The organism is Yoonia sp. SWMV100 (assembly GCF_056108365.1).
In genome coordinates this window covers 164,742-184,541 of record NZ_JBWBAQ010000005.1, presented here as the reverse complement: position 1 = coordinate 184,541, position 19,800 = coordinate 164,742, and the positions used below count along the sequence as shown (strand labels likewise).

Annotated in this window: 17 protein-coding genes; 2 read left to right on the top strand and 15 right to left on the bottom strand. The window is 56.9% G+C overall.

Annotated elements, in window-relative coordinates; genetic code table 11:
* Nucleotides 1–6: 6 nt before the first annotated feature.
* The 6 genes from ACXJGX_RS12975 to ACXJGX_RS12950 all read right to left on the bottom strand — a co-directional run bounded on the left by ACXJGX_RS12975 (nucleotide 7) and on the right by ACXJGX_RS12950 (nucleotide 8,962).
* Nucleotides 7–1,947, bottom strand: coding sequence for an AAA family ATPase (locus tag ACXJGX_RS12975; protein WP_474782333.1), 1,941 nt, complete (start codon nucleotides 1,945–1,947; stop codon nucleotides 7–9).
* Nucleotides 1,948–2,002: 55 nt separating this feature from the next.
* A complete protein-coding gene (locus tag ACXJGX_RS12970) occupies nucleotides 2,003–3,151 on the bottom strand; it encodes a hypothetical protein (RefSeq protein ID WP_474782331.1) in 1,149 nt (382 codons plus the stop codon).
* Nucleotides 3,152–3,320: 169 nt separating this feature from the next.
* A complete protein-coding gene (locus ACXJGX_RS12965; protein WP_474782329.1) occupies nucleotides 3,321–4,400 on the bottom strand; it encodes a hypothetical protein in 1,080 nt (359 codons plus the stop codon).
* Nucleotides 4,401–4,529: 129 nt separating this feature from the next.
* The gene (locus ACXJGX_RS12960) at nucleotides 4,530–5,321 is read right to left on the bottom strand and encodes a L,D-transpeptidase (RefSeq protein WP_474782327.1); all 792 of its coding nucleotides are present in this window, start codon (nucleotides 5,319–5,321) and stop codon (nucleotides 4,530–4,532) included.
* 154 nt (nucleotides 5,322–5,475) lie between these two features.
* Nucleotides 5,476–7,578 carry a Hint domain-containing protein gene (locus ACXJGX_RS12955; RefSeq protein WP_474782325.1) on the bottom strand — a complete coding sequence of 701 codons (2,103 nt, stop codon included), beginning with the start codon at nucleotides 7,576–7,578 and terminating at the stop codon, nucleotides 5,476–5,478.
* Between the two features lie 178 nt (nucleotides 7,579–7,756).
* Nucleotides 7,757–8,962, bottom strand: a complete 1,206-nt coding sequence (locus tag ACXJGX_RS12950; protein ID WP_474782323.1) for an aminopeptidase P family protein — start codon at nucleotides 8,960–8,962, stop codon at nucleotides 7,757–7,759.
* 307 nt (nucleotides 8,963–9,269) lie between these two features.
* On the opposite strand from ACXJGX_RS12950, the gene ACXJGX_RS12945 reads away from it, so the two are divergent.
* Entirely contained in the window at nucleotides 9,270–10,469 is a 1,200-nt protein-coding gene (locus ACXJGX_RS12945) for a C4-dicarboxylate TRAP transporter substrate-binding protein (protein ID WP_474782321.1), read from the top strand.
* A 195-nt stretch (nucleotides 10,470–10,664) separates the two neighbouring features.
* Here the strand turns inward: ACXJGX_RS12945 and ACXJGX_RS12940 are convergent, their stop codons facing one another.
* The 8 genes from ACXJGX_RS12940 to ACXJGX_RS12905 form a co-directional block, all read right to left on the bottom strand.
* The gene (locus tag ACXJGX_RS12940; protein ID WP_474782319.1) at nucleotides 10,665–11,030 is read right to left on the bottom strand and encodes a hypothetical protein; all 366 of its coding nucleotides are present in this window, start codon (nucleotides 11,028–11,030) and stop codon (nucleotides 10,665–10,667) included.
* Between the two features lie 50 nt (nucleotides 11,031–11,080).
* Nucleotides 11,081–11,854 (bottom strand): precorrin-4 C(11)-methyltransferase, encoded by a 774-nt coding sequence (gene cobM, locus ACXJGX_RS12935; RefSeq protein WP_474782317.1) that lies wholly within the window; start codon nucleotides 11,852–11,854, stop codon nucleotides 11,081–11,083.
* 39 nt (nucleotides 11,855–11,893) lie between these two features.
* A complete protein-coding gene (cobJ, locus tag ACXJGX_RS12930) occupies nucleotides 11,894–13,714 on the bottom strand; it encodes a precorrin-3B C(17)-methyltransferase (RefSeq protein ID WP_474782315.1) in 1,821 nt (606 codons plus the stop codon).
* Nucleotides 13,705–14,406, bottom strand: a complete 702-nt coding sequence (gene cobI, locus ACXJGX_RS12925; protein ID WP_474782313.1) for a precorrin-2 C(20)-methyltransferase — start codon at nucleotides 14,404–14,406, stop codon at nucleotides 13,705–13,707. The genes cobJ and cobI overlap by 10 nt, the downstream gene beginning before the upstream one ends.
* 46 nt (nucleotides 14,407–14,452) lie before the next feature.
* Complete coding sequence (gene cbiE, locus ACXJGX_RS12920; RefSeq protein ID WP_474782311.1) at nucleotides 14,453–15,655, bottom strand: precorrin-6y C5,15-methyltransferase (decarboxylating) subunit CbiE; 1,203 nt, start codon at nucleotides 15,653–15,655, stop codon at nucleotides 14,453–14,455.
* Complete coding sequence (locus ACXJGX_RS12915) at nucleotides 15,648–16,283, bottom strand: precorrin-8X methylmutase (RefSeq protein ID WP_474782309.1); 636 nt, start codon at nucleotides 16,281–16,283, stop codon at nucleotides 15,648–15,650. Before ACXJGX_RS12915 ends, cbiE begins: the two co-directional genes overlap by 8 nt.
* Nucleotides 16,284–16,351: 68 nt before the next feature.
* Nucleotides 16,352–17,584 (bottom strand): sirohydrochlorin chelatase, encoded by a 1,233-nt coding sequence (locus ACXJGX_RS12910; protein ID WP_474782307.1) that lies wholly within the window; start codon nucleotides 17,582–17,584, stop codon nucleotides 16,352–16,354.
* On the bottom strand, nucleotides 17,581–17,793 hold the full coding sequence (locus ACXJGX_RS12905; RefSeq protein WP_474782305.1) for a DUF6732 family protein: 213 nt from the start codon (nucleotides 17,791–17,793) through the stop codon (nucleotides 17,581–17,583). Before ACXJGX_RS12905 ends, ACXJGX_RS12910 begins: the two co-directional genes overlap by 4 nt.
* Before the next feature lie 496 nt (nucleotides 17,794–18,289).
* Between ACXJGX_RS12905 and ACXJGX_RS12900 the strand changes: the two genes are divergently transcribed.
* Entirely contained in the window at nucleotides 18,290–19,264 is a 975-nt protein-coding gene (locus ACXJGX_RS12900) for a glutathione S-transferase family protein (protein ID WP_474782303.1), read from the top strand.
* On the opposite strand, the gene ACXJGX_RS12895 is transcribed toward ACXJGX_RS12900, so the two are convergent.
* On the bottom strand, nucleotides 19,239–19,619 hold the full coding sequence (locus tag ACXJGX_RS12895) for a hypothetical protein (RefSeq protein ID WP_474782302.1): 381 nt from the start codon (nucleotides 19,617–19,619) through the stop codon (nucleotides 19,239–19,241). The genes ACXJGX_RS12900 and ACXJGX_RS12895 overlap by 26 nt on opposite strands.
* Nucleotides 19,620–19,800: the final 181 nt, after the last annotated feature.

The window sequence follows — 19,800 nt, the reverse complement described above, 5'->3', positions numbered from 1 at the left end:
TCATGCTCATGCTTTGGCGCCCAAATACCGTTTTTTCGCCTCTTCTTGACGGCCAAAGTCGCGGACCATGTTTTCAATCGCCACCTCATCCGACTTATCCGCATAGCGGAATTCACTGTCGGCATAGCGGTTGATTTCTTGGATCACCATATCAACCGTGATCGGCACCCGCAGGTCGGTGATCATCGCTTTTTTGGTGTCATAATCCTTGAACATAAACAGGTCAGGGTTTTCCATCCATTCATCAGGCAGCTCAAAGTCCATCGCGCGGACCTTTACCGCATCGGTGATGTTCTTAATCGCACGGCCGGTAAATCGCGGGTCGGCCTCTTGGATGGCCTTCAAGTAATGGCCCATCTTGGCGATCGTATCAAGACGACCAACCTCGGAGGACACCCGATCGTAAACGTTCAGCAACCCCACCTCATGCGGGCGGGCGTGGCCTTCGAAACTGGCGGCGACGGCCTTTTTGATCTCCTGCGCTGAAAACACCTCATGCGCGCCGACCGGGATGTCATGGTTCTTGCCCATCAACAGATACAGAATATCAATGTAATCCTCGCGGGTCTGCGGGCCATCCACCAGGAACCGTGCCCCCGCCCGCTGCCGCAATGCGTCATCGACGTTTTCGGGGTAATTCGAAAACATCCCAAAGGTGCAGTTGCCGCGCACAACCGTATTCGCGCCCGCAAAGCTCTCCATCAAAACGGCAGTGATTTCCAACTGCCCAGCGCTGGATTGCCGGTCGCCCCGCTTGCCCGCCAATTGGTCAATATCATCAATCGTGCCAAAGCCTATCACATGTGGGTCCAGCACATTGTTGATAAACGCCTTGGCGTTTTGGCCCGATTTCCCCTGATAGCTATCGATATTATCCGTGCTCAGGTTTTGATAGCGAAACGGATAACCCGCAACATGGCAATACTCATTGATCAATCCGGCCATCATCTGGATCAACGTGGTCTTGCCCGTACCCGGCTTGCCGTCCCCCATGAAGGTAAAGATAAACCCACCCAGTTCCGCAAACGGGTTCAGCTTGCGGTCAAAATCATATGCCATCACCATTTTGGCTAGCTTCATCGCCTGATATTTGGCGATGTGGTTGCCCACCACCTCGTTCGGCTTCTTGAACTGCATGGTCAGGGTGCTGCCCTTGGCCTTGCGGGCGGGGGTAAAGCCCTGCACGACAAAGTCGTCCGCCGCGACACGCCAAGATGACGCATGAAACGCGTCCAACCGGCCCGCCGACGCCGCACGCAACGCGACCTTGTCCATCAACTGTTCCGCATAGGCCAACATGGTCGCGATCAATGTCGGCTCATCCTTGGCAAACTGACCCAGCTTTTGGTCCAACTCCCAAATCGCACCGTGCAGCGCCAGCGGTGCGTTATCGGTCAACACTTCATCCACTGCGCCCACCTCGACGCTGGCTTCGGTGGCATGACTGGCCAACAGAAACGACGTGGCATTGGCAAAGGTATAGAGAGCAATCAGGCTTTCTGCGGCCAGATACTCTGTAAACTCCAATGACCGCTCAGACGGCATCCGTCCTTCCAGGTTGATGCGTTTCAATTCCGTCAAAGAGGTCTGGTCCGAATAGACATCCGCCATCGCGAACGCGATCGACAAGGCGCGGCGCAAAGCATGGGAAACGGACGCCTGCGCGGGTGACGTCAGCGGGTCATCGTCATCGGTCTCCGCAAGCCTGTCCAACAACCGCACCCCACCCGCAGGGGCCGTTGTGCGCGACAATAATCCGGGGGTGGTCGACCGAAACCGGCGGCGGGTCGCAACCACATCCGGCGATTTCTCGGGCGTCTCTAATGACAACCGCGCGCGTGCCAGTCGCGGACTATGATCCAGTTGCATCAGCATCTCGGCCGCAGGAATGTAATGTTTGCGGATATCATCCTCGCGCAATTCCATCTGGTCACTTGTCTGGCTCATCACCCACCCTCGCTTTGTTCAAAATACTCCCGCCGGAGGCGAAAAATCATCTTACCTATCGGTAACTCAAGACACGTCCGCCATCGCTGACCACAAACTTGCGGACATCGCGAAACCCCGGCGGGTTGCGTTCAGCCAATGCCTGATAAGGGCGTTCTGGCATAATCAACGACCGTTCCATCCTGGTCGCGCCCAACGTATCACCGCCCGGTTCGAAAATATCGCGGGCAAAAATCTGGCGTTCCACCGACCCAAACCAGCCGGATTTGACCTGTTCCACCCGCTCGGCAACCAAATCTTCCTCGGTCCAGACCAGCGCCCAATCTTCACCCACGGGCGCATTGGCCGCCTCAAGCACCTCGCGCAACGGGCCAGACTGACTGGTAAACGCATGGCTATACATCGGGCCAATGTGAAACCGGCGCAGCCGCGCCGGGTGCAGATCGTCGAAATCCTCGTCAAACCCCTTGGCGATCGTCAAAAGCTTTAGCCCCGCCACCGATTGCGCCATCAAATGCGCTTGGGCTTCGGGCCAGCGACGCTCGTCTTTGGGCAGGCCCGTGCGGCCCGTATCCTCGACATCCATGATATAGATGGTCGGCAGGTTGATCTGGCTATCATACACCGCCCAATGCAGTTGAAATACCCGGCGATCAGCCTTGTTCCCCACCCAAACGGCTTGCGGGTCATTGCGCGCCCAAAACTGATCACCGCGGACCAGTTCTTCGTAATAGAGCCGCTGTGACAGCGCATACTGCAATTTTGTCGGGATGACCTGCTCGGCCAAAATCACGCGAACCATCTGGTCTTTCAGGTCTTCACTGCTGGGCATCGTCGCTAAATGGCGGGCGGCCTGCTGCGCGTCATTGGCCATTTCAAGCAATTCTTGATAGACGGGAAATCCGCTTTCCACCCGGTCAAATGTCAGCTTGCCGGCATGGGCGAACCGACCTGAAAAATGATATTTATGCGCCAGCGCCGTGAAGGTCCAATTCAGCCCTGCCAGATACTGCGCCAAGGCCTCGATATCGCGCCGTGAAAACCGGCCTTCGGTCTCCATCGTCGCTGCCACCTTGGTCAGATAGCCGGTGATCTTGGAAAATTTGCCAAAATACCGCCGTGTGACACGGGTGTCTTCCAGCTTCATATGGTCGGCTTGGAGATCAGGCACGGTGCATCCTTTGAATAAGCCGCTTTCGGGCATCGCGCACCGTTTCCCAGAAAACCTGCAAAACCGTGAAGCTAAGCAAGCACATCCCTGCCAGCCCTATAAAGCCAATCGCCGTGAAATATCGTAAGCCATCGAACACAGAGACAACGCATGCGCCGGCCGTAAACGCCAAGCATATCGATCGTTGCTGACGGTTCACGCTTTACTCGGCCCCATACTGATTGCTGTCGTGCTTTTCCACGATCTTGGCGAACCGGCGCATAAACCGCTCGTCGGCTTTCGCCTTTTGCTCCAGCACCTCGCGCGCGAAGACCATGTGGTCTTCGTGGGCTTCCAGCATGTCGGCCATGCGGGCGTTGGTGGCGGCGCCAATGGCGGCCATCGCGGTCTGCGCCTCTTGATCAGTTTTTACGCCGATTTCGTTGATCTTATGCGCCACGTCCTGCTGCTGCGCGGTTTTCAGCGACTTTGACAGGGCATCATACAGCACGACACGCTGCTTGGTGTCTGTTTGCAGCTTATTGATCAGCACCATCTGCGTCGCAGCTTGGTTTTGCAAACTATCGACCCAGGTTTTACCCTTTTCGATATAACGCTCCAGCGTCTGCGACTTGGCCAATTTGACCTGCTCTTGCTGAACCATCTCGTTATAGCCAGCATTCAACCCGGCCAATTCTGTTTCCAGCTTGGTACGGGCGGCGGCATCTTGTTCGACGGAAATCTTGCCTTCCAGCATAATGATCTTGGGGTCCACGGCCAGAATATCGGCGCGCACGGCCTCTAGCTCTCCGACGACCTCCTCGCGCTCCTGCAAGGTCGCGCCAAGGTTCTTCTCTACGCTGGCTTTCTGCTCGTTCAACACCGCCAGCTGGCCTTCGAGCAGCTTCATGATGATGTCCGACTTTGAAATCAAATCCTGCAATTTGTCATCGATCGACGCGGTACGCATCCGTTCCTGCCGCATGCTCTCGGATTTGCCTTTGCTGAAAATCCCAATAAAGGATTCCATGCCCGTCTTACCGCGCATCTCGTCGAAATCTTTCGAGAACGCCGATGTGACATCATCCAGACCCATGATCAGCTCTGCGATATTGGCGTTCATCAGGTCCGTATGTGCGTGCACATCTTCGAGACTGGCGTTTTCAATGTCCACCGCCACATCCGTGCCTGCGGCCATTTTTGACCGCGCCACTTCGATCCGGCTGGTCAGCTCTGCAATCTTGCCTTGTGCTTCTGCAACCTGAGCTTTTGAATTCTCAATCTGTGTTTCAAAATTCGCCATCGCACTATCCCTCATCTAAAGCATCTTAACATTCAGTTAAGCACTGACTTTGTTGTTTTAAATACACGTCGCGCCGAATTGCGCCGCATTTGGCGCAATTCTTACAAGACCAGAGAACAAAAGAAAGGCTTATGCGTCGTCGAATTGCGGCGGGTGGTCCAATGCTTCGGCTTCGGGACTCAGTAACTCGTCCGCATCAATGATTTTGGGGGGTAATTCGATACCGCGTTCATAGTTCTCGGGATCCACACGCAGCGATTCCTCCGGGGACCGGATATGCACCTTCATCGGCACATCCACCTGATCGAACAGATGGATGACATCTTGGTTAAACATCCGGATACAGCCCGCAGACCCCGAATTCCCGATCGATTCAAGGTCGTTGGTGCCGTGAATGCGGTAATACGTGTCGCGCGATCCGCGGTACAGATACAGCGCACGTGCGCCCAGCGGGCTGCGTAACCCCCCCGGCAATCCGGCGGCCAAATCGCCGTAAACTTCAGGTTCGGTGCGCAGCATATTCTGCGTGGGCGTCCAGCCCGGCCACATCCGTTTAAGCCGGATGGTCGCGTTACCCCGGATCGACTTGCCTGCGCGGCCAACGCCGACAGGATAGCGCGTCGTCGTGCCGTCGCGGCGGACGTGGTACAAAAACTTGGCGTAGGGATCGACATCCAAGGTGTTGGGCCCCTGTTCACCGTTATAGATGCCCGACATCCGGCGATTAACGCCGCCGAGGTAACGTGTTGGAATGCCTGGCAGATTGTACCCGGCATCTGCGATAGGCCCGTAGCCGTCCAAAAATTCTTCGATCGGTGGCGCAATAACCTCTTCTTCGACGCGCGGCGTGCAAGCAGCAGCAGTGGTGGCAAGCATCATCGCCCCAAAGGAACGACGGCTTAAAAGAGTGAGAGGGCGCATAGAGATAACCTTTTTCTGATCGATTCTCTTCCTACACGCTGCGCACGGGCAACAAAACACTACACACCGTTTTTTGAGAATTTGCGCGACATAACGTGACAATCACGCACTGAAATAAAGACTTCAGTGCAATCAGGCGGCTGATTGCGGGGTTTTAGGCAGCCCGCAATAACTGCGCCTCGTGTTGCTTCAGTTGGCGCCGCGCAGATTTACCATAACGCTCGGGTGACATCGCAAGTTCTGGGAACAGCAAAAGAATTTCTTCGGCGGTCGCTTCATCTTGGGCGCGGACAGTGTCGACTGACACAAGGAAACTTTCGCTTGGGCAACCTTCAGCAAAGATAATCTCATGGCGGTCGAAAATTAGGTGAAAATAGGTCACTTCATCCCCCGGCTTGGCGAAAATCGTATCGCCATTCACCAAATGCTGGGCGGCGACCAAAACCTGCGGTTCGCCAAAAAGCACCTCGGAACGCCAATCCGATACCAACATGCGGTGCTGTGGCGATACCAATAAATCGCGCGCGTTCCCCAGCGCTCCCGCCTTGAATACAATCGGGGCCAGCCGTCCAACGGCAGGCACGGTACGCGAGACCACTTTAAGCACAGGCCGCAGCCCGTTATCCATCGTCTGCACCAGCGCGCCGGGTTGCAGATCCTCGACAGCGACTTCACCGCCCGGTGTTGCGATCCGTGTGCCGCGCACAAAGCAGGTCAGATTGACGTTATCAAATGTCAGCGCAGTTCCCGACACGCCCGTCAACGTGATCGAGCCGCCCGCCAATAACGTGTTGTCGGAAAAATCGCCGACCGATTGGTCCAAGATCCCGTTGTCGGCAAGGTCAGCGCGCGCTTCGGCCAAATTGGTATAGAATGGCGCGAGGTTCAGAAAGTCGTTGTTGGCTTGGTTGTCATCATCAATGTTCTGACCAGCACCGGTGTTGAAATCAGTAATGACGTCAATGCCATCACCCGCATTATAGGTGAAAGTATCAAAGCCATCGCCGCCCGTCAGTGTGTCGTTGTCGGCCCCGCCTGCGATCGTGTCGTTCCCGGTGCCACCAGAAATCGTGTCGTTGCCAGACCCGCCCAGCAGACTGTCATTACCGGCACCGCCAGTGATTATGTCCGCGTCGGCATCGCCGCTGATTGTGTCGTTGCCGTCGCCACCCGACAGGGTATCTGTGCCCGTGCCGCCGAAAATCGTGTCGTCGCCCACGTCACCGGAGATGTTGTCAGAACCATCACCGCCGGACAAAATATCGTTGCCGATACCGCCCGTGATGGTGTCATTCCCGCCCTCGCCGGAAATGTTGTCAGCACCATCACCGCCAGACAAAATATCATTGCCGATACCGCCGGTGATCGTGTCGTCACCCGCCTCGCCGTAGATCGTGTCGATCCCGTCACCACCCGACAAATTGTCGTTTCCTGTGCCGCCATAGATCGTATCGTCGCCTGTACCACCTGTGACCGTGTCATTGCCACCGTCACCATAGATCGTATCGTTCCCCGCACCGCCATTCAAAATGTCGTTGCCTTCGACACCCGCTGGAACACCCGTGGTGGAATATGTCGGCGCGGGTGCGCCGCTCAGCAGGGTTGATGTCAAAAGGTTTTGGGTCACGCCGCCTGTGCTTGGGCCGCTCACGGTCGCGCTGAAAAGGTTATCCCCGACGTTTTCCCAATAGCGAATTTGAACCGTATAGGTTTGACCCGCCGTCAGCGTAACGGTCCCGGTCCGCGTGGTAGCGGGCTGGTGGAAATCGTTGTTCAGATAGGTGTTGTTCGTGCCGGGTGATGTCTGGGTGTTCCACGTGACCGCATTTCCGGCGGCGTCAAAAATCTGTATCGTCGAACCATCATCGGATCTGGTCGAAAACGTGTATGTGCCACCCGCACCGACGGTCATTGTATTCGTGTACACAATGCCGAAATCGCTCGGGTCGCCGGTTGTAGCACGGACTGTGTTCGTGACGGTCGCGACGTTAAAATCGGTCACATAACCAGAGGCCACACGCTCTGAAGCGTTGCTGCCGAATGTGAAAGCCTGATTGTTGCTGGTCCCAAAGTCATGGTTGAACAGCTCATAATGCCAAGCACCCGGAACAGCCGCATCCCCGCGGATAATGTCGTTTCCGTCGCCACCATTGATGGTGTCGCTACCCAGCCCCCCGGTCAGCTGATCAGCAACGGTGGTTCCGTTGATCGTCTGATCCGCTTGCGTTGCAGGGGTACTACTGCTGTTCGTCGCCATAACTTAACCTGTGACCATATAACCAACGATTAAATATAGATCACAGGAATTGTTTTCCACCTTTCTTTTTTTACCCCGAACAAGAACGGCGAATAATAAAGCTAGGCATTGAAACGCTTGCAAGGGCCGCAACCCCAGATAGATTTTTCTGCAAATAAGGTTCGAACATCGGCGAATTTCAGCCGATGATGTTAAAATCCGGCCCGTACGGATACCGCGTCACGTCTTCGTTCCCCGATTCTGTAACAAACAAAATATCATGCTCGCGGTAACCGCCCGCCCCCGGATCACCCTTGGCGATCGTCAGCATCGGCTCCATCGAAATCACCATGCCCGGTTCCAGCACTGTGTCGATGTCTTCGCGCAGCTCTAGCCCCGCCTCGCGGCCATAATAATGCGACAGTACGCCAAACGAATGGCCATAGCCAAACGTGCGGTATTGCAACAGATCACGCTCTTCGAAGAACGCGTTGATCTTGGCGGTCACGTCCGCACAGCTTGCCCCCGGCACCAGCAACGACATGCCATATGCGTGGGCTGCGATGTTTGCCTCCCAAATTTTCAAGCTTGCCGCGTCCACTTCGCCCAAAAACAACGTCCGCTCAAGCGCGGTGTAATACCCGCTGATCATCGGAAACGTATTCAACGACAAAATATCGCCATGTTTTAATACACGACCCGTCACGGGGTTATGGGCGCCATCAGTGTTGATCCCGGACTGAAACCAGACCCATGTATCGCGGTATTCCGCATCTGGATAGCGTTTCGCGATTTCCAGCTCCATCGCGTCACGGCCCGCCATGGCGACGTCAATCTCGCGGACACCGGGTTTAATCGCATCGCGAATGGCATAGCCACCCACATCCGCCACAGCGGCACCCGCGCGGATCAGATCCAGTTCAGCCGGGGATTTATGCATCCGCTGGCGCATGGTCTGGGGCGCAATGTCTGTCGTCTGTGCAGGCGACAGGAATGATTTCAACTTCTCATATTGCACTAGCGTTAGATGGTCCGCCTCATAACCAAGGTGTTTGGCTGTCCCCGTGACCGACAGAATTGCGCGCCAGTAATTGTCCCGCTCCCAGTCGGTATAGGTGATGTTATCGCCATGACACCTGCGCCACGGCTGCCCGGCATCAATCCCCGCACTGATCGTCACGCTATCAGTCTGCGTGACAACCAACCCGTATGGGCGACCAAAGCTGCAATACAAAAACCCCGAATAATACGCGATATTGTGCATCGACGTGAAAACGGCGGCGTGGATACCGCGCTGCGCCATAATCAGGCGCAATCCGGCAAGGCGCGCCTCATACTCTGACGGCGCGAAGGGAAGTATTTCAGCCCCCTGATGAAAACGGTAAAATTGCGGACGTGCAGTCATGATAGACCCTCGTGAAAAGGTCCCGGCGTTCAGGACAAATGATGGGAATCACAACGACGCCATCGTTGCCTAGAAAATGCTAGGGCCAGCCGCAGCACAAATCAATCACCAGTCGTCGACCATCCTTCCTGTGTGAGATAACGAAAAGTTTTTAAACTGATTGAATTTTAATCACCGTTCCGTCACGTTTTAGTCTAAATTGGCCCCTAAATCCTTTAATTTAAGTAGGGATGGAGTATTGTCGTTTATTTCGAAACATTCGCCCACCTCGGGCGCGAAAAAACGGCAAAAAATTATAGGTAGTTTGATGGGTATACCAACCAAGACATTTAAACGTTTTCTGACATGCGCGATCCTTTCGGGTTCAACGCTGTTAACGCCAACGCTAGCAAACGCGCAGGAAATTACCCTGCGATCGACTGACGGAGCGGTCGACATTACCGGCAAGCTGATCGCGTTTGAAAACAACAGCTATGTGATCGAATCAGTTTTTGGTCCGCTTCGCGTCACCGCCGATCAGGTTGAATGCATCGGCGATGGCTGTCCCAGCTTGGAAACAGGCCCGGTCGCATGGGATGTTTCGCTTTGGGGAAACCGCCGTGCATTCACCGAACACGTCGAAAAGCTCGCAGAGCTGGTTTCTGAGAAGACGGACGGTGATTTCACCCTGAACCTGTCTTACGGCGGGCTGTCGGACAGCAACGAAAACCTCGACGGACTGCAGGCCGGCAGTTTTGAAATGGCGCAGTTCTGCGCGGGCTATCACCCCGAAAAAAACCCGTCACTGACGGTGCTTGAACTGCCGTTCCTGGGTGTCGGTTCTCTCGAACAAGAAGTTGCCGTTTCCATGGCGGTCTATCAGCATCCTGCGGTGCAAGGTGACATGGCGCGGTGGAATGCGACATTGTTGATGCCTTCCCCTTTGCCCCAGTACAATCTGATCGGGACAGGTTTTCCGCCGACATCCTTGGCGGATTTCCAAGGGATGAATGTGCGTGCAACCGGCGGGATCGGTGACGCGATCGCGTCTTTGGGTGGCGTCATTTCCAACGTTGGCGCGACCGACGTACGGCGCGCGATGGAAACCGGATTCGTCGATGCGGTCAGCTTTGCACCGCATGCGCATATGTCTTTCGGCACCATCGAAGGCGGGACATGGTGGACAACAAACCTGAACCCCGGCACGGTAAACTGTCCAGTGGCGGTCAATACTGATGCGCTTGACTCCCTAAGCCCTGAAAACCGCGAGGCCCTGCTTTCCTCTGTCGACGAGGCGCTTGATTATTACATCGCCTTTTACAACGGCGAAACAATGGACGCATGGCTTCCCGCGCTTCGTGACAAGGGGATCATGGAATTGACAATCAACCAGCAAATCATCGACTCGATCAAAGAAACCGTTGCTGGCCCCGCCGTTGCGAAATGGGTGGAAGAAAACAACGCGCTCGGGCTTCCCGCACAAGAACTGTATGATCTGGTCGAAGACACAGTCGCCCAGACGCGATAAAACCGACGGCACGGCATACGGAAACGCCCGGCATGGTACACTACGCCGGGCGTCGCCCAATCGACACGCGGTGCCGACGGGTTACTTTTGATCAAACTTATCCGTCAACGACGTTTCGGACGGCCACAAATAGCGGACAATGCAATGATGCCTTGTCCGCCAATTTCTATAATTTGCGCGGTTATCCTGTCGAACCTACTGTTCGATCAGCGCTGCCGGGGTGAACTCCGGCTCTGCGTAATCCGCCGCCGGACGGTCGGTGACAGGGCGCAGCCATTTGAATTCAAATACCCGTTCATTATCTTCAACCACCGACGACACGACCAGACATTGATACAAATGCTTTGGTCCATCATAGATGTTCACGTGTCCGCGCAGCCGATCCGATCCCTCTAAATCAAGGGCGAAACCACCATCCCAAAACCGGCGGATCCGGTGGGTGTCATCGCCGTCATGCACCGACAGACGGTCCTTGCGCTTGAGCGCAGATTTACGCGCCTCCTCAAGCCCAAGTCGCACAGCTTCTGGCAAAAATTCGTACATATCGACCCCTCCAGTCATACACCTAGCATGACGGATGATTGGTAAACATCAAGTAACGAATTCAGCGATTAGCTTTCAGATTTCACACGAGGCCGCAAAACATGGGGTTTGGTGGCGTCATAAAGTGCGGAATCGGGAAACCCATGCGAATCGGACAAGGCAGGACCGACCAAAATCAAAGCCGTCCGCGTAATCTTTGCCGCCCGCACTTTTTCGCGCACATCCATCAACGTCCCACGAATGATCATCTGGTCCGGCCAGCCAACGCGGTACACAACCGCGACAGGGCAATCCTCGCCATAATAGGGGGCAAGTTGCCGTTCGATCTCGCGTAGGGCGCGAATACCCAGATGAATCGCCAGTGTCGCGCCTGTTCGGGCAAAATTCTCTAGCGTCTCACCTGCGGGCATTCCGGTAGATTTCATCGACATGCGCGTCAGGATGATCGATTGCGCCACCTCGGGCACCGTGAGTTCGGTACCCAATGCGGCGGCAGCGGCGGCGTAGGCAGGGACACCCGGAATGATCTGGTAATCAATTCCATCTGCCTTCAGCCGCCTGATTTGTTCGGCAATCGCGCCATAAAGTGAGGGATCACCAGAATGCACCCTTGCAACGTCTTGGCCAGCGCGATGCGCCGCCAGAATAATCGCGTGGGTTTCATCAAGGTTCATCGGCGCGGTATCCATCACCTGCGCGCCTGCGGGCGCACAGGCAACAACCGCCTCGGGCACCAGCGAACCTGCGTATAAACACACCGGACACGCCCCAATGAGGCGCGCCGCTTTCAGCGTCAACAACTCGGGGTCGCCGGGGCCTGCCCCAATAAAGTAAACTGTCATTTCCGATGTCCCCAATTTGTCCTGCTTGCGGCGCAAAAATCAACCACCTGCCAAGTCTCCGTCAATCTTGCGCGCATAGCCGCGCGGCGTATACATCCGTGGGCCGGTGCCCAACTGCGCCAAACGCGAATGCGAAGACCCGATTAAAACCACGGTCAGCATGTCGACTTCATCCACCTGCAATTCGTCAAGCCGGCGATAACGCACATATTCTTCCGGCCGACCAAGCGAGGATGCCAACATCACAGGCGTATCGGCAGGACGGTGCTGCAACAGGATCTCGCGCGCCTCGGCCAACAGCGTGCGCCGGCGCATCGAGACGGGATTATAGAAAGCAATCACAAAGTCGCCTTCTGCGGCGGCTTTAAGCCGCTTGATGATATCGTCGCGAGGCGTCAACAAATCTGACAAAGATATCGCACAAAAGTCATGGCCAAGCGGTGCGCCGGCACGTGCGGCGGCCCCTTGCAGCGCACTGACCCCCGGCGAACAAACCACGTCGATCCGACGGGCAGCGTCAGACACGCCCATCGCGTCAGGGCCGCGATCCAACAGTTCGAACACCAGCGCCCCCATGGCGTAGATACCGGCATCGCCCGAACAGACCAGCGCGACGTTCTTGCCCTTGCCCGCCTGTTCCAGTGCATAGCGACAGCGGTCTTCTTCGCCGCCCAACGGGAAATCAGACCGGTCCTTGCCGATGGCCAATGGACCCAGCAAATCGATATACAGCCCGTAACCGACAAGTTCTTCAGCCTCGGACACCAGCCGCGACACCTCTGGTGTGCGCCACGCCGCCTGTCCCGGCCCGATCCCGACAATCGACAGCCGACCACGGGAACGGCCACCCAAAACCGTGATCGGTGCGTCCGCAAGCGCCAAGGCACATGTCGCATTCGCCGACTTTCGCTTGGGCAAACGCAATTGCGCTGCACCCGCCTGCGCCAAAGCAGCTGCCTCGCAAACACCGTGGGTGCCAACCTCGGCAAAAACGATATCGGACGGATTCATCAAGCGCGGCGTCTCTGCCTCCAGCGCCGATGCTTCGAAGACACGCAAAGGCACACCAAAATTTTCAGCCAAGGCGATGATCGCGGGTTCGTCGGCTTTCAAGGTCAGTGTGTTTACCGAATGTAACGCCTCTGCAATGATGCCGGCCTCGGCCAAACCGTCAGCCACAAGCGCTGCCATTTCATCGGTCGGACAGTTGCGCGCGCACCCAACCCCCAACGTGTAACGCTGTGGCGCAAACTGGATATGATCCGGGCCCAGATTCCCCACGCGGCCAACGGAACATGTAATGCGTAAACCATCGCCGTGCGGCAGCGTATGAAGCCATGCAGCGTCGCCCGCCATCGGACCTTCCAGCCGCGCACCGGCACCCGACAACATGATCGCCATTGCCTCTTTCGCATGCCACGGATTTACCAGACGCCAGCCTGCAGGCGGGGCATCCAGCGCCACGCCCAACGCCACATCGCCTGCGGTCGTCACGGCAGCAACTGCGCCCAATGCATCCGCAATTTGGGCGGCCAAACGGTTTGCCCCCCGATGCCCCCCCAACAAAGGCACAACAACCGCGCCATCGTCCGACACCGATATCACAGGCGGTTCGGTCGTTTTATCTGCCAGCAATGGCGCCACTGCACGGATCAATATCCCCGAGGCGCAGACTCCGATCACCGGGATACCCGCCGCAAATAAATCCCGCGCATGATCCAAGGCGTTTGGAAAAAATGCATCAGCTCGGTCGACACGCCCTTCGCGACCATGCACCTGCGCACCAATTACGCCGGCAACGCGGTGCGCGGTCGCTTCGCCTGACCGTGACAGGGCCATTACAACGGGGTTCAAAGCCATGGATCGGCCCCTTTCGTTAACAAAATCATCGAAAAATACGGCGCCTTCTCGGGGGCCTGCGCAAGCGGCAACACGACCTCGTCTGGCAAGGTCGCGCGCTCCACATAGACCGCGTTGGCCGTCAGGCCCAGCGCGTCAATCACCGCGCGAATTTTGGGAAGGTGGCGCCCCACTTTCATGATTGCCACGCTCTCGGCGCCCGCAATCCGTTCACGCAGTGCAGCTTCGGACAACGGCCCGGGAAGCACTGTCAGCCGCTCATTGCGCGCGGCCAGCGGCATACCCGCCCGCGCAGCACAGGCCGTGATCGACGTCACGCCGGGGACAACCTCGACCTGATATCGTCCCGACAAGCGGGCAAACAAATACATGAACGACCCATAGAAAAACGGGTCGCCTTCGCACAAGCAAACAACATCATGCCCTGCATCCAAGGCGGCCCCAATCTGGGCAGCCCCCGCATCATAGGCCGCTTGCGCCGGGGCACGCTCCACCGACATCGGAACGTCCATGACGATCTCTTGCGCACCGGGCGCAATCAAATCGGCGGCAATCGACCGGGCAAAGCTCGCGGCACCTGCCAGTGTCGGATAGGCCACGACCTGCGCGCCTTCAATCAAACGGGCTGCCCGCAGCGTGATCAGATCCGGCGCACCTGGGCCAAGGCCCACACCGTATAAAACACCAGTCAAAACCGACCCTCGCTTTGGTCAAAATACTCCCGCCGGAGGCAAAAAATCATCTTTTCACAAGGCTCCACTGGGTCACCGGCATCGACGGACGCCAAGCGGTCAGGCGACCCACAGGTTCGGCACGATGCACCGATAGCTTCACCAGATCCCCGCCATACACCTGATGAAGGGCAATCAGCTCTGCTTCGCTTTCCAGCGTCACCGCATTTGCCACCAAACGGCCAAGCGGGCGCAAAGCGGCCCATGCCGCCTCGAACGTCGCGCGGCTCAGGCCACCGCCAATAAAGATCGCATCGGGCGCGTCCAGACCGTCCAGCGCAGCTGGCACTGTCCCATCAATCAATTCCAGCTTCGGCGCACCAAGCGCCAGGGCATTTGCCGCGGCCATCGCGCGACGATCCGCGCGCGGCTCAATCCCGACGGCGCGCGCATAACGGGCGGCGCGCATCCATTCGATGGCAACAGAGCCGGACCCGCACCCGATATCCCACAGCAGCGCGCCACGCATCGGCATCAGTTTGGCCAACGTCGCAGCGCGGACTTCTTGCTTGGTCATTGTTCCGTCCGACTGGAACAGGTGATCCGCCAGCCCTGGCACACGCGGTAACAGCGCGGCATCGGGCGCGGCAATACAATCAACTGCCAGCGTATTGAATGCAGGCACAACATGATCCCAGGTCTCGGCAGTGCCATCAAAGCGCGCCTCGTCCTTCCCACCCATCGCGGCAAGCACCGTCATCTTGGATTGACCAAAACCGCGGTCTGCTAGGAAACGCGCAATCTGTGCCGGCGTGTCAGCACCCGTCGTCAATACCAATAACCGCGCGTCGGGCTGGATAAACGCGATCATCTGTTCCACCGGGCGGCCATGCACCGTGAGCGTTTCAACATCGGGCAGCGACCAACCCATCCGGGCGGCAGCCAATTGAAACGCCGACAGTTGCGGGTGATAGACAATCTCTGCGGGGTCAATCGCCCGTCCGATCCGCGCACCGACCGAAAACCACAGCGGGTCGCCCGTGACCAGTACAACGGCCCGTCGCCCGCGCAAACCGCGGATGGTTGTGATCATCGCGTCAAACGGTGATGGCCACGCGATCCGCTCTGCCTCTGGGTTAGACGCCAGCGCATGGTGGCGGTCACCGCCCAAAATCACCTCTGCCGCTTCGACCACGGCGCGGGTCGCCGGCACCAAGCCGTCCAGCCCGTCTTCGCCGATACCAACAATATGGAGCCAAGGATCAGACATCTTCAGGCAACCCCGCTGCCAATGCATTTACCGCAGCCGACGCCATCGCCGACCCGCCACGTCGCCCACGCAGGGCCACAAAATCACATCCGCGCGGATTGCTGGCAAGCTCGGCCTTGCTTTCAGCCGCGCCAACAAATCCAACAGGAAACCCAAGGATCACCGCAGGCTTGGGTGCGCCCGCATCCAGCAGTTCCAAAAGATGGAACAGCGCTGTTGGCGCATTGCCGATGGCAACCACGGCACCATCTAATCTGTCTTGCCACAGGTCTACCGCCGCGGCCGACCGCGTGTTCGCGATCTTGTGCGCCAAGTCCGGCACCGCAGGGTCATTCAAGGTCACGATCACCTCGTTCCCGGCAGGAAGATAGCGGCGGATTATTCCGGCCCCCACCATTTCGCAATCACACAACACAGGAGCCCCCGCGCGCAAAGCCGCACGGCCCGCTGCAAAAGCGTCCGCCGAATACGCCAGGCGATCCGCAACTTCGACCATGCCGCAAGCGTGGATCAGCCGCGTGATCAGCGGCCTCATATCCGCAGCGAAACGGTCTAATCGCGCTTCTGCCCGCACGGTGGCAAAGCTTTGCGCATAGATCGCTTTTGGGTCTTTTTCGTAGGGACGCAACGGCGGGCCTTTCGGATGGGATGCATAGGTCGGAGCCTCCGGCGGGAGTATTTCGACCAAAGCGAGCGTTAGGGTTTGGCGGACTTACGTGCACTTTCCGGCCCATGCGGGTGTTTTGCATGAGGATAGACTGCGTGATGGTGATCATGGTCGTGGGTATGATCATCATGGTGGTGATGATGCACTTGGTGGTCATGGTCGTGGTGGTGATGATGGTGGTGCGCATGATCAACCGCCTTCAAGCGGCAAAGCCCGGTGCAAAAGGTATCACAAAGCGCACAGTCCGCCACGTTTGACCCCGGCGCATTCGCGCCTTGGCCTTCAACGTGGTGGTGGTGGCTTTCCTGGATCGCGCCAACTTCGCCTTCGAACCCGATCACTTGGACGCGGTATTTACACAGCACACACGTGGGTGGTGGCACGGCCCCAAAGGCCGGATGATTGCGATCGTCGGCGCTGATCTGACGGGTTTCGCCATGATCAAGTGCCAGCACCTGACTGCGATAGCCGCAAACGCCACAGTTTGGCGGTGGTGTTGCGCTGTCTTGTTCCATGATCCGTTCGGCAAAGGTTTCAAGCACCTTTGGGTGATCGCCAAGATAGCCAGCTTTGACGAATTGGATGCTTGGGTGTTGCGCCGCGACCTGATCGGTAAAGCCGTAGATCCGGTCAATCAGGATTCCCGAGAACAGAAAATACGGAAACACAATGACACGGTTGTACGGCAAAAGCGCCACGTGCTGCAGGCATGGTTCAACCAGTGGGAAGGTAACGCCGGAATAGCCGACCTCGCACCAGCCAAACCCCATCCCCTCTTGGAGCATGCGGGCGACTTTGGACACGTTGCCGTTCGCATCCGGGTCAGACGCGCCGCGCCCGATAACAACCAGACATGTTTCGGTCAACGGCAGGTGGCCCAGCTCTGCGTTCGCTTTATCGACGGCTTCTTGCACACGACCGGCAGCGGCAGCGATCATTTTCGGGTCAACGCCCAGTTCACGACCATAATTCACAGAAATCCCATGCCGTGCCGCGTAGGTGTTCAGAACAGTCGGAATGTCATTTTTGGCGTGCATCGCTGCAAACAGCATACCCGGCACGGCAAAAATGCGGTCGCAACCTGCGTCCCGTAAACGGTCCAACCCGTCCCGGATCACCGGGTTGGCGAATTCCAGATAGCCGTAATCAGTCATCCAATCCGCGGGCAGATATGCGGGTAATTTTTCAGCCAAGGTCGCAAACTCGTCCACTGCGGATTGGCTGCGCGACCCGTGGCCACAGATCATGACGCCGGTTTTCATGCGGGCTCTTCTTCCAGGTCTTCGTCGGCGGCCACGTCTTCTTCGGCCTTCTTGCCTTTTAGCGCGCCCCAGATTGCCGCAAGCCCGGCCAAACCAATCGCCACCCCGGCGATCCAATGATCGTGTCCGGCAGCGTCGGCCCAATGGCCGGGGTGTGCAGCGGCAACTGATCCCGTGAGCATCAAAATGAGGGTAAGAAGGTAGCGCATCTTTCATCTCCGTTTCGGTTCACGACCAGAGACCCCACAGCTGCGGGATGCGACGACGCGGTGCTTTGGTCCCCTTTTTGGGTCAACCGCAGCGCCTCCAACCGTTCTGGCCCTGAATGGGCTTCGTCTGCCGAGTCGTATAAGGGCCTGTGCGCCGGGGAGCAAACAGTTATCCGACACCACCGCCAAAGGTCGTATTGGCCACAGCGACATTGGCATCCCCCAAAATGATGCACACGGATCAAAATTAACAAAATTCGCGTGTTGGACTGCCCAGTGCTGCCAACCGCTGTATCCACCCCGAATCTAGCCCAAAAGCCGGCCACCTTTGACCGTTTGACATGGAAAATGACCGCGTCGCGGTCCGGCGTCCGTCGCAGCCGCAGCGGCATATTTGCGCTATGTGCGTAATCGCACGCTGACTGCGCCCGCAAGCCGGTTTGTTCGCAAGCAATCATGCGCTACCTACAACATAAGCAAACAAAAGGAGGCTATCATGGGCCAACTAATCGATGGTGTCTGGGATGACGCATGGTACGACACGAAAAAATCTGGCGGTAAATTTGTCCGGACAACGACAGCCTTTCGCAACTGGGTCACTCCTGACGGCAGTGCCGGGCCATCTGGAACAGACGGCTTTGCCGCCGAAAGCGGGCGTTACCACCTATATGTTTCGTATGCATGTCCGTGGGCACACCGGACGCTGATCTTTCGGGCAATTAAAGGTCTTACCGACCATATCAGTGTATCTGTCGTGCACCCTGATATGCTGTCTGACGGTTGGACGTTTGATACGGACTTTGAAGGGACAACCGGCGACACGCTGTTTGGGCTACCTTTCGCGCGCGATATCTATCTGAAAGCAGACTCAAAAATTTCGGGCCGTGTGACCGTCCCTATCTTGTGGGACAAACAGCGCGGGACCATCGTGTCGAATGAATCGGCTGAGATTATCCGCATGCTGAACAGTGCGTTCAACGATATCACCGGCAATACAGATGATTATTGGCCGGAAAACCTGCACGACGAGATCGCGCAGGTCAATCAGCGGGTCTACGACACTGTCAACAACGGCGTCTACAAAGCGGGCTTTGCAACATCGCAAGACGCCTATAACGATGCGATATATCCGCTTTTCGACAGCCTTGACTGGCTTGAAGATCTGTTGGGTAAAAATCGCTACCTCACAGGCGACACAATCACCGAGGCCGACTGGCGCCTGTGGACTACCCTGATACGGTTCGACAACGTCTACCACCTGCACTTCAAATGTAACCGCAAGCGGATCCTGGATTATCCAAACCTGATGGGGTTCACCCGTGAACTATATCAGTGGCCGGGCGTGTCAGAGACTGTGAATTTGGACCATATCGTGCGGCATTATCACTATAGCCACGATATGATTAACCCGAATCGCATCCTGCCAATCAATCCGCAGATCGATTTTAACGCCCCACACGGCCGGAGCTAGGCTGCCCGTAATGTTCGACGATTGCGGCAAGGTCTGATGGCGGGGTCGCAGTCTCGATAAATGCACGGGCGTTGGGGCTGTGGCTGAAAATGGACCCGTCGGAAAAAAATGTCGTGTCGGTGACAAACACGACATTCGCTTCGGGCTGGCGGTACTGCGCCACGTCAGCCACGGCCAAGGCACTGCCTTCACGTAAAACCAGATCAAGAACGATAACGTCAAAAGACGCAGTTTCGAGTTGCAGCACAGCTTCGTCGCCGGTCTGAACGACTGTGACCTGCGCGTTCAACCGTTCAAGGTGACGCTTCCACAGGTCCCCCAAGTAACTATTGCTCTGTGCGATCAAGACGTGCATGTCGGCTCCGGCGTTTCAAATATGTGCAGTTTGGTTCGGTATGTTTGGTTAAGGTTAACCGCGCTTCAACACAACTCTGCCCAAAATCCTAACGAAACGTTAACACGGGATCACACCTATCCCAAAAGATAGTTAACGGTGCTAAACCTTGTGTAACCGGCAAGAATCCGCTTGAAAGGCG

Coding starts and splice junctions, on each gene's coding strand:
- ACXJGX_RS12900 (WP_474782303.1), top strand. CDS start 18,290: ATGGGCCAACTAATCGATGGTGTCTGGGATGACGCATGGTACGACACG.
- cobM (WP_474782317.1), bottom strand. CDS start 11,854: ATGACAGTTTACTTTATTGGGGCAGGCCCCGGCGACCCCGAGTTGTTG.
- ACXJGX_RS12940 (WP_474782319.1), bottom strand. CDS start 11,030: ATGACTGGAGGGGTCGATATGTACGAATTTTTGCCAGAAGCTGTGCGA.
- ACXJGX_RS12910 (WP_474782307.1), bottom strand. CDS start 17,584: ATGAAAACCGGCGTCATGATCTGTGGCCACGGGTCGCGCAGCCAATCC.
- cobJ (WP_474782315.1), bottom strand. CDS start 13,714: ATGGCTTTGAACCCCGTTGTAATGGCCCTGTCACGGTCAGGCGAAGCG.
- ACXJGX_RS12970 (WP_474782331.1), bottom strand. CDS start 3,151: ATGCCCGAAAGCGGCTTATTCAAAGGATGCACCGTGCCTGATCTCCAA.
- ACXJGX_RS12945 (WP_474782321.1), top strand. CDS start 9,270: ATGGGTATACCAACCAAGACATTTAAACGTTTTCTGACATGCGCGATC.
- cbiE (WP_474782311.1), bottom strand. CDS start 15,655: ATGTCTGATCCTTGGCTCCATATTGTTGGTATCGGCGAAGACGGGCTG.
- ACXJGX_RS12960 (WP_474782327.1), bottom strand. CDS start 5,321: ATGCGCCCTCTCACTCTTTTAAGCCGTCGTTCCTTTGGGGCGATGATG.
- ACXJGX_RS12975 (WP_474782333.1), bottom strand. CDS start 1,947: ATGAGCCAGACAAGTGACCAGATGGAATTGCGCGAGGATGATATCCGC.
- ACXJGX_RS12905 (WP_474782305.1), bottom strand. CDS start 17,793: ATGCGCTACCTTCTTACCCTCATTTTGATGCTCACGGGATCAGTTGCC.
- ACXJGX_RS12950 (WP_474782323.1), bottom strand. CDS start 8,962: ATGACTGCACGTCCGCAATTTTACCGTTTTCATCAGGGGGCTGAAATA.
- ACXJGX_RS12895 (WP_474782302.1), bottom strand. CDS start 19,619: ATGCACGTCTTGATCGCACAGAGCAATAGTTACTTGGGGGACCTGTGG.
- ACXJGX_RS12955 (WP_474782325.1), bottom strand. CDS start 7,578: ATGGCGACGAACAGCAGTAGTACCCCTGCAACGCAAGCGGATCAGACG.
- ACXJGX_RS12965 (WP_474782329.1), bottom strand. CDS start 4,400: ATGGCGAATTTTGAAACACAGATTGAGAATTCAAAAGCTCAGGTTGCA.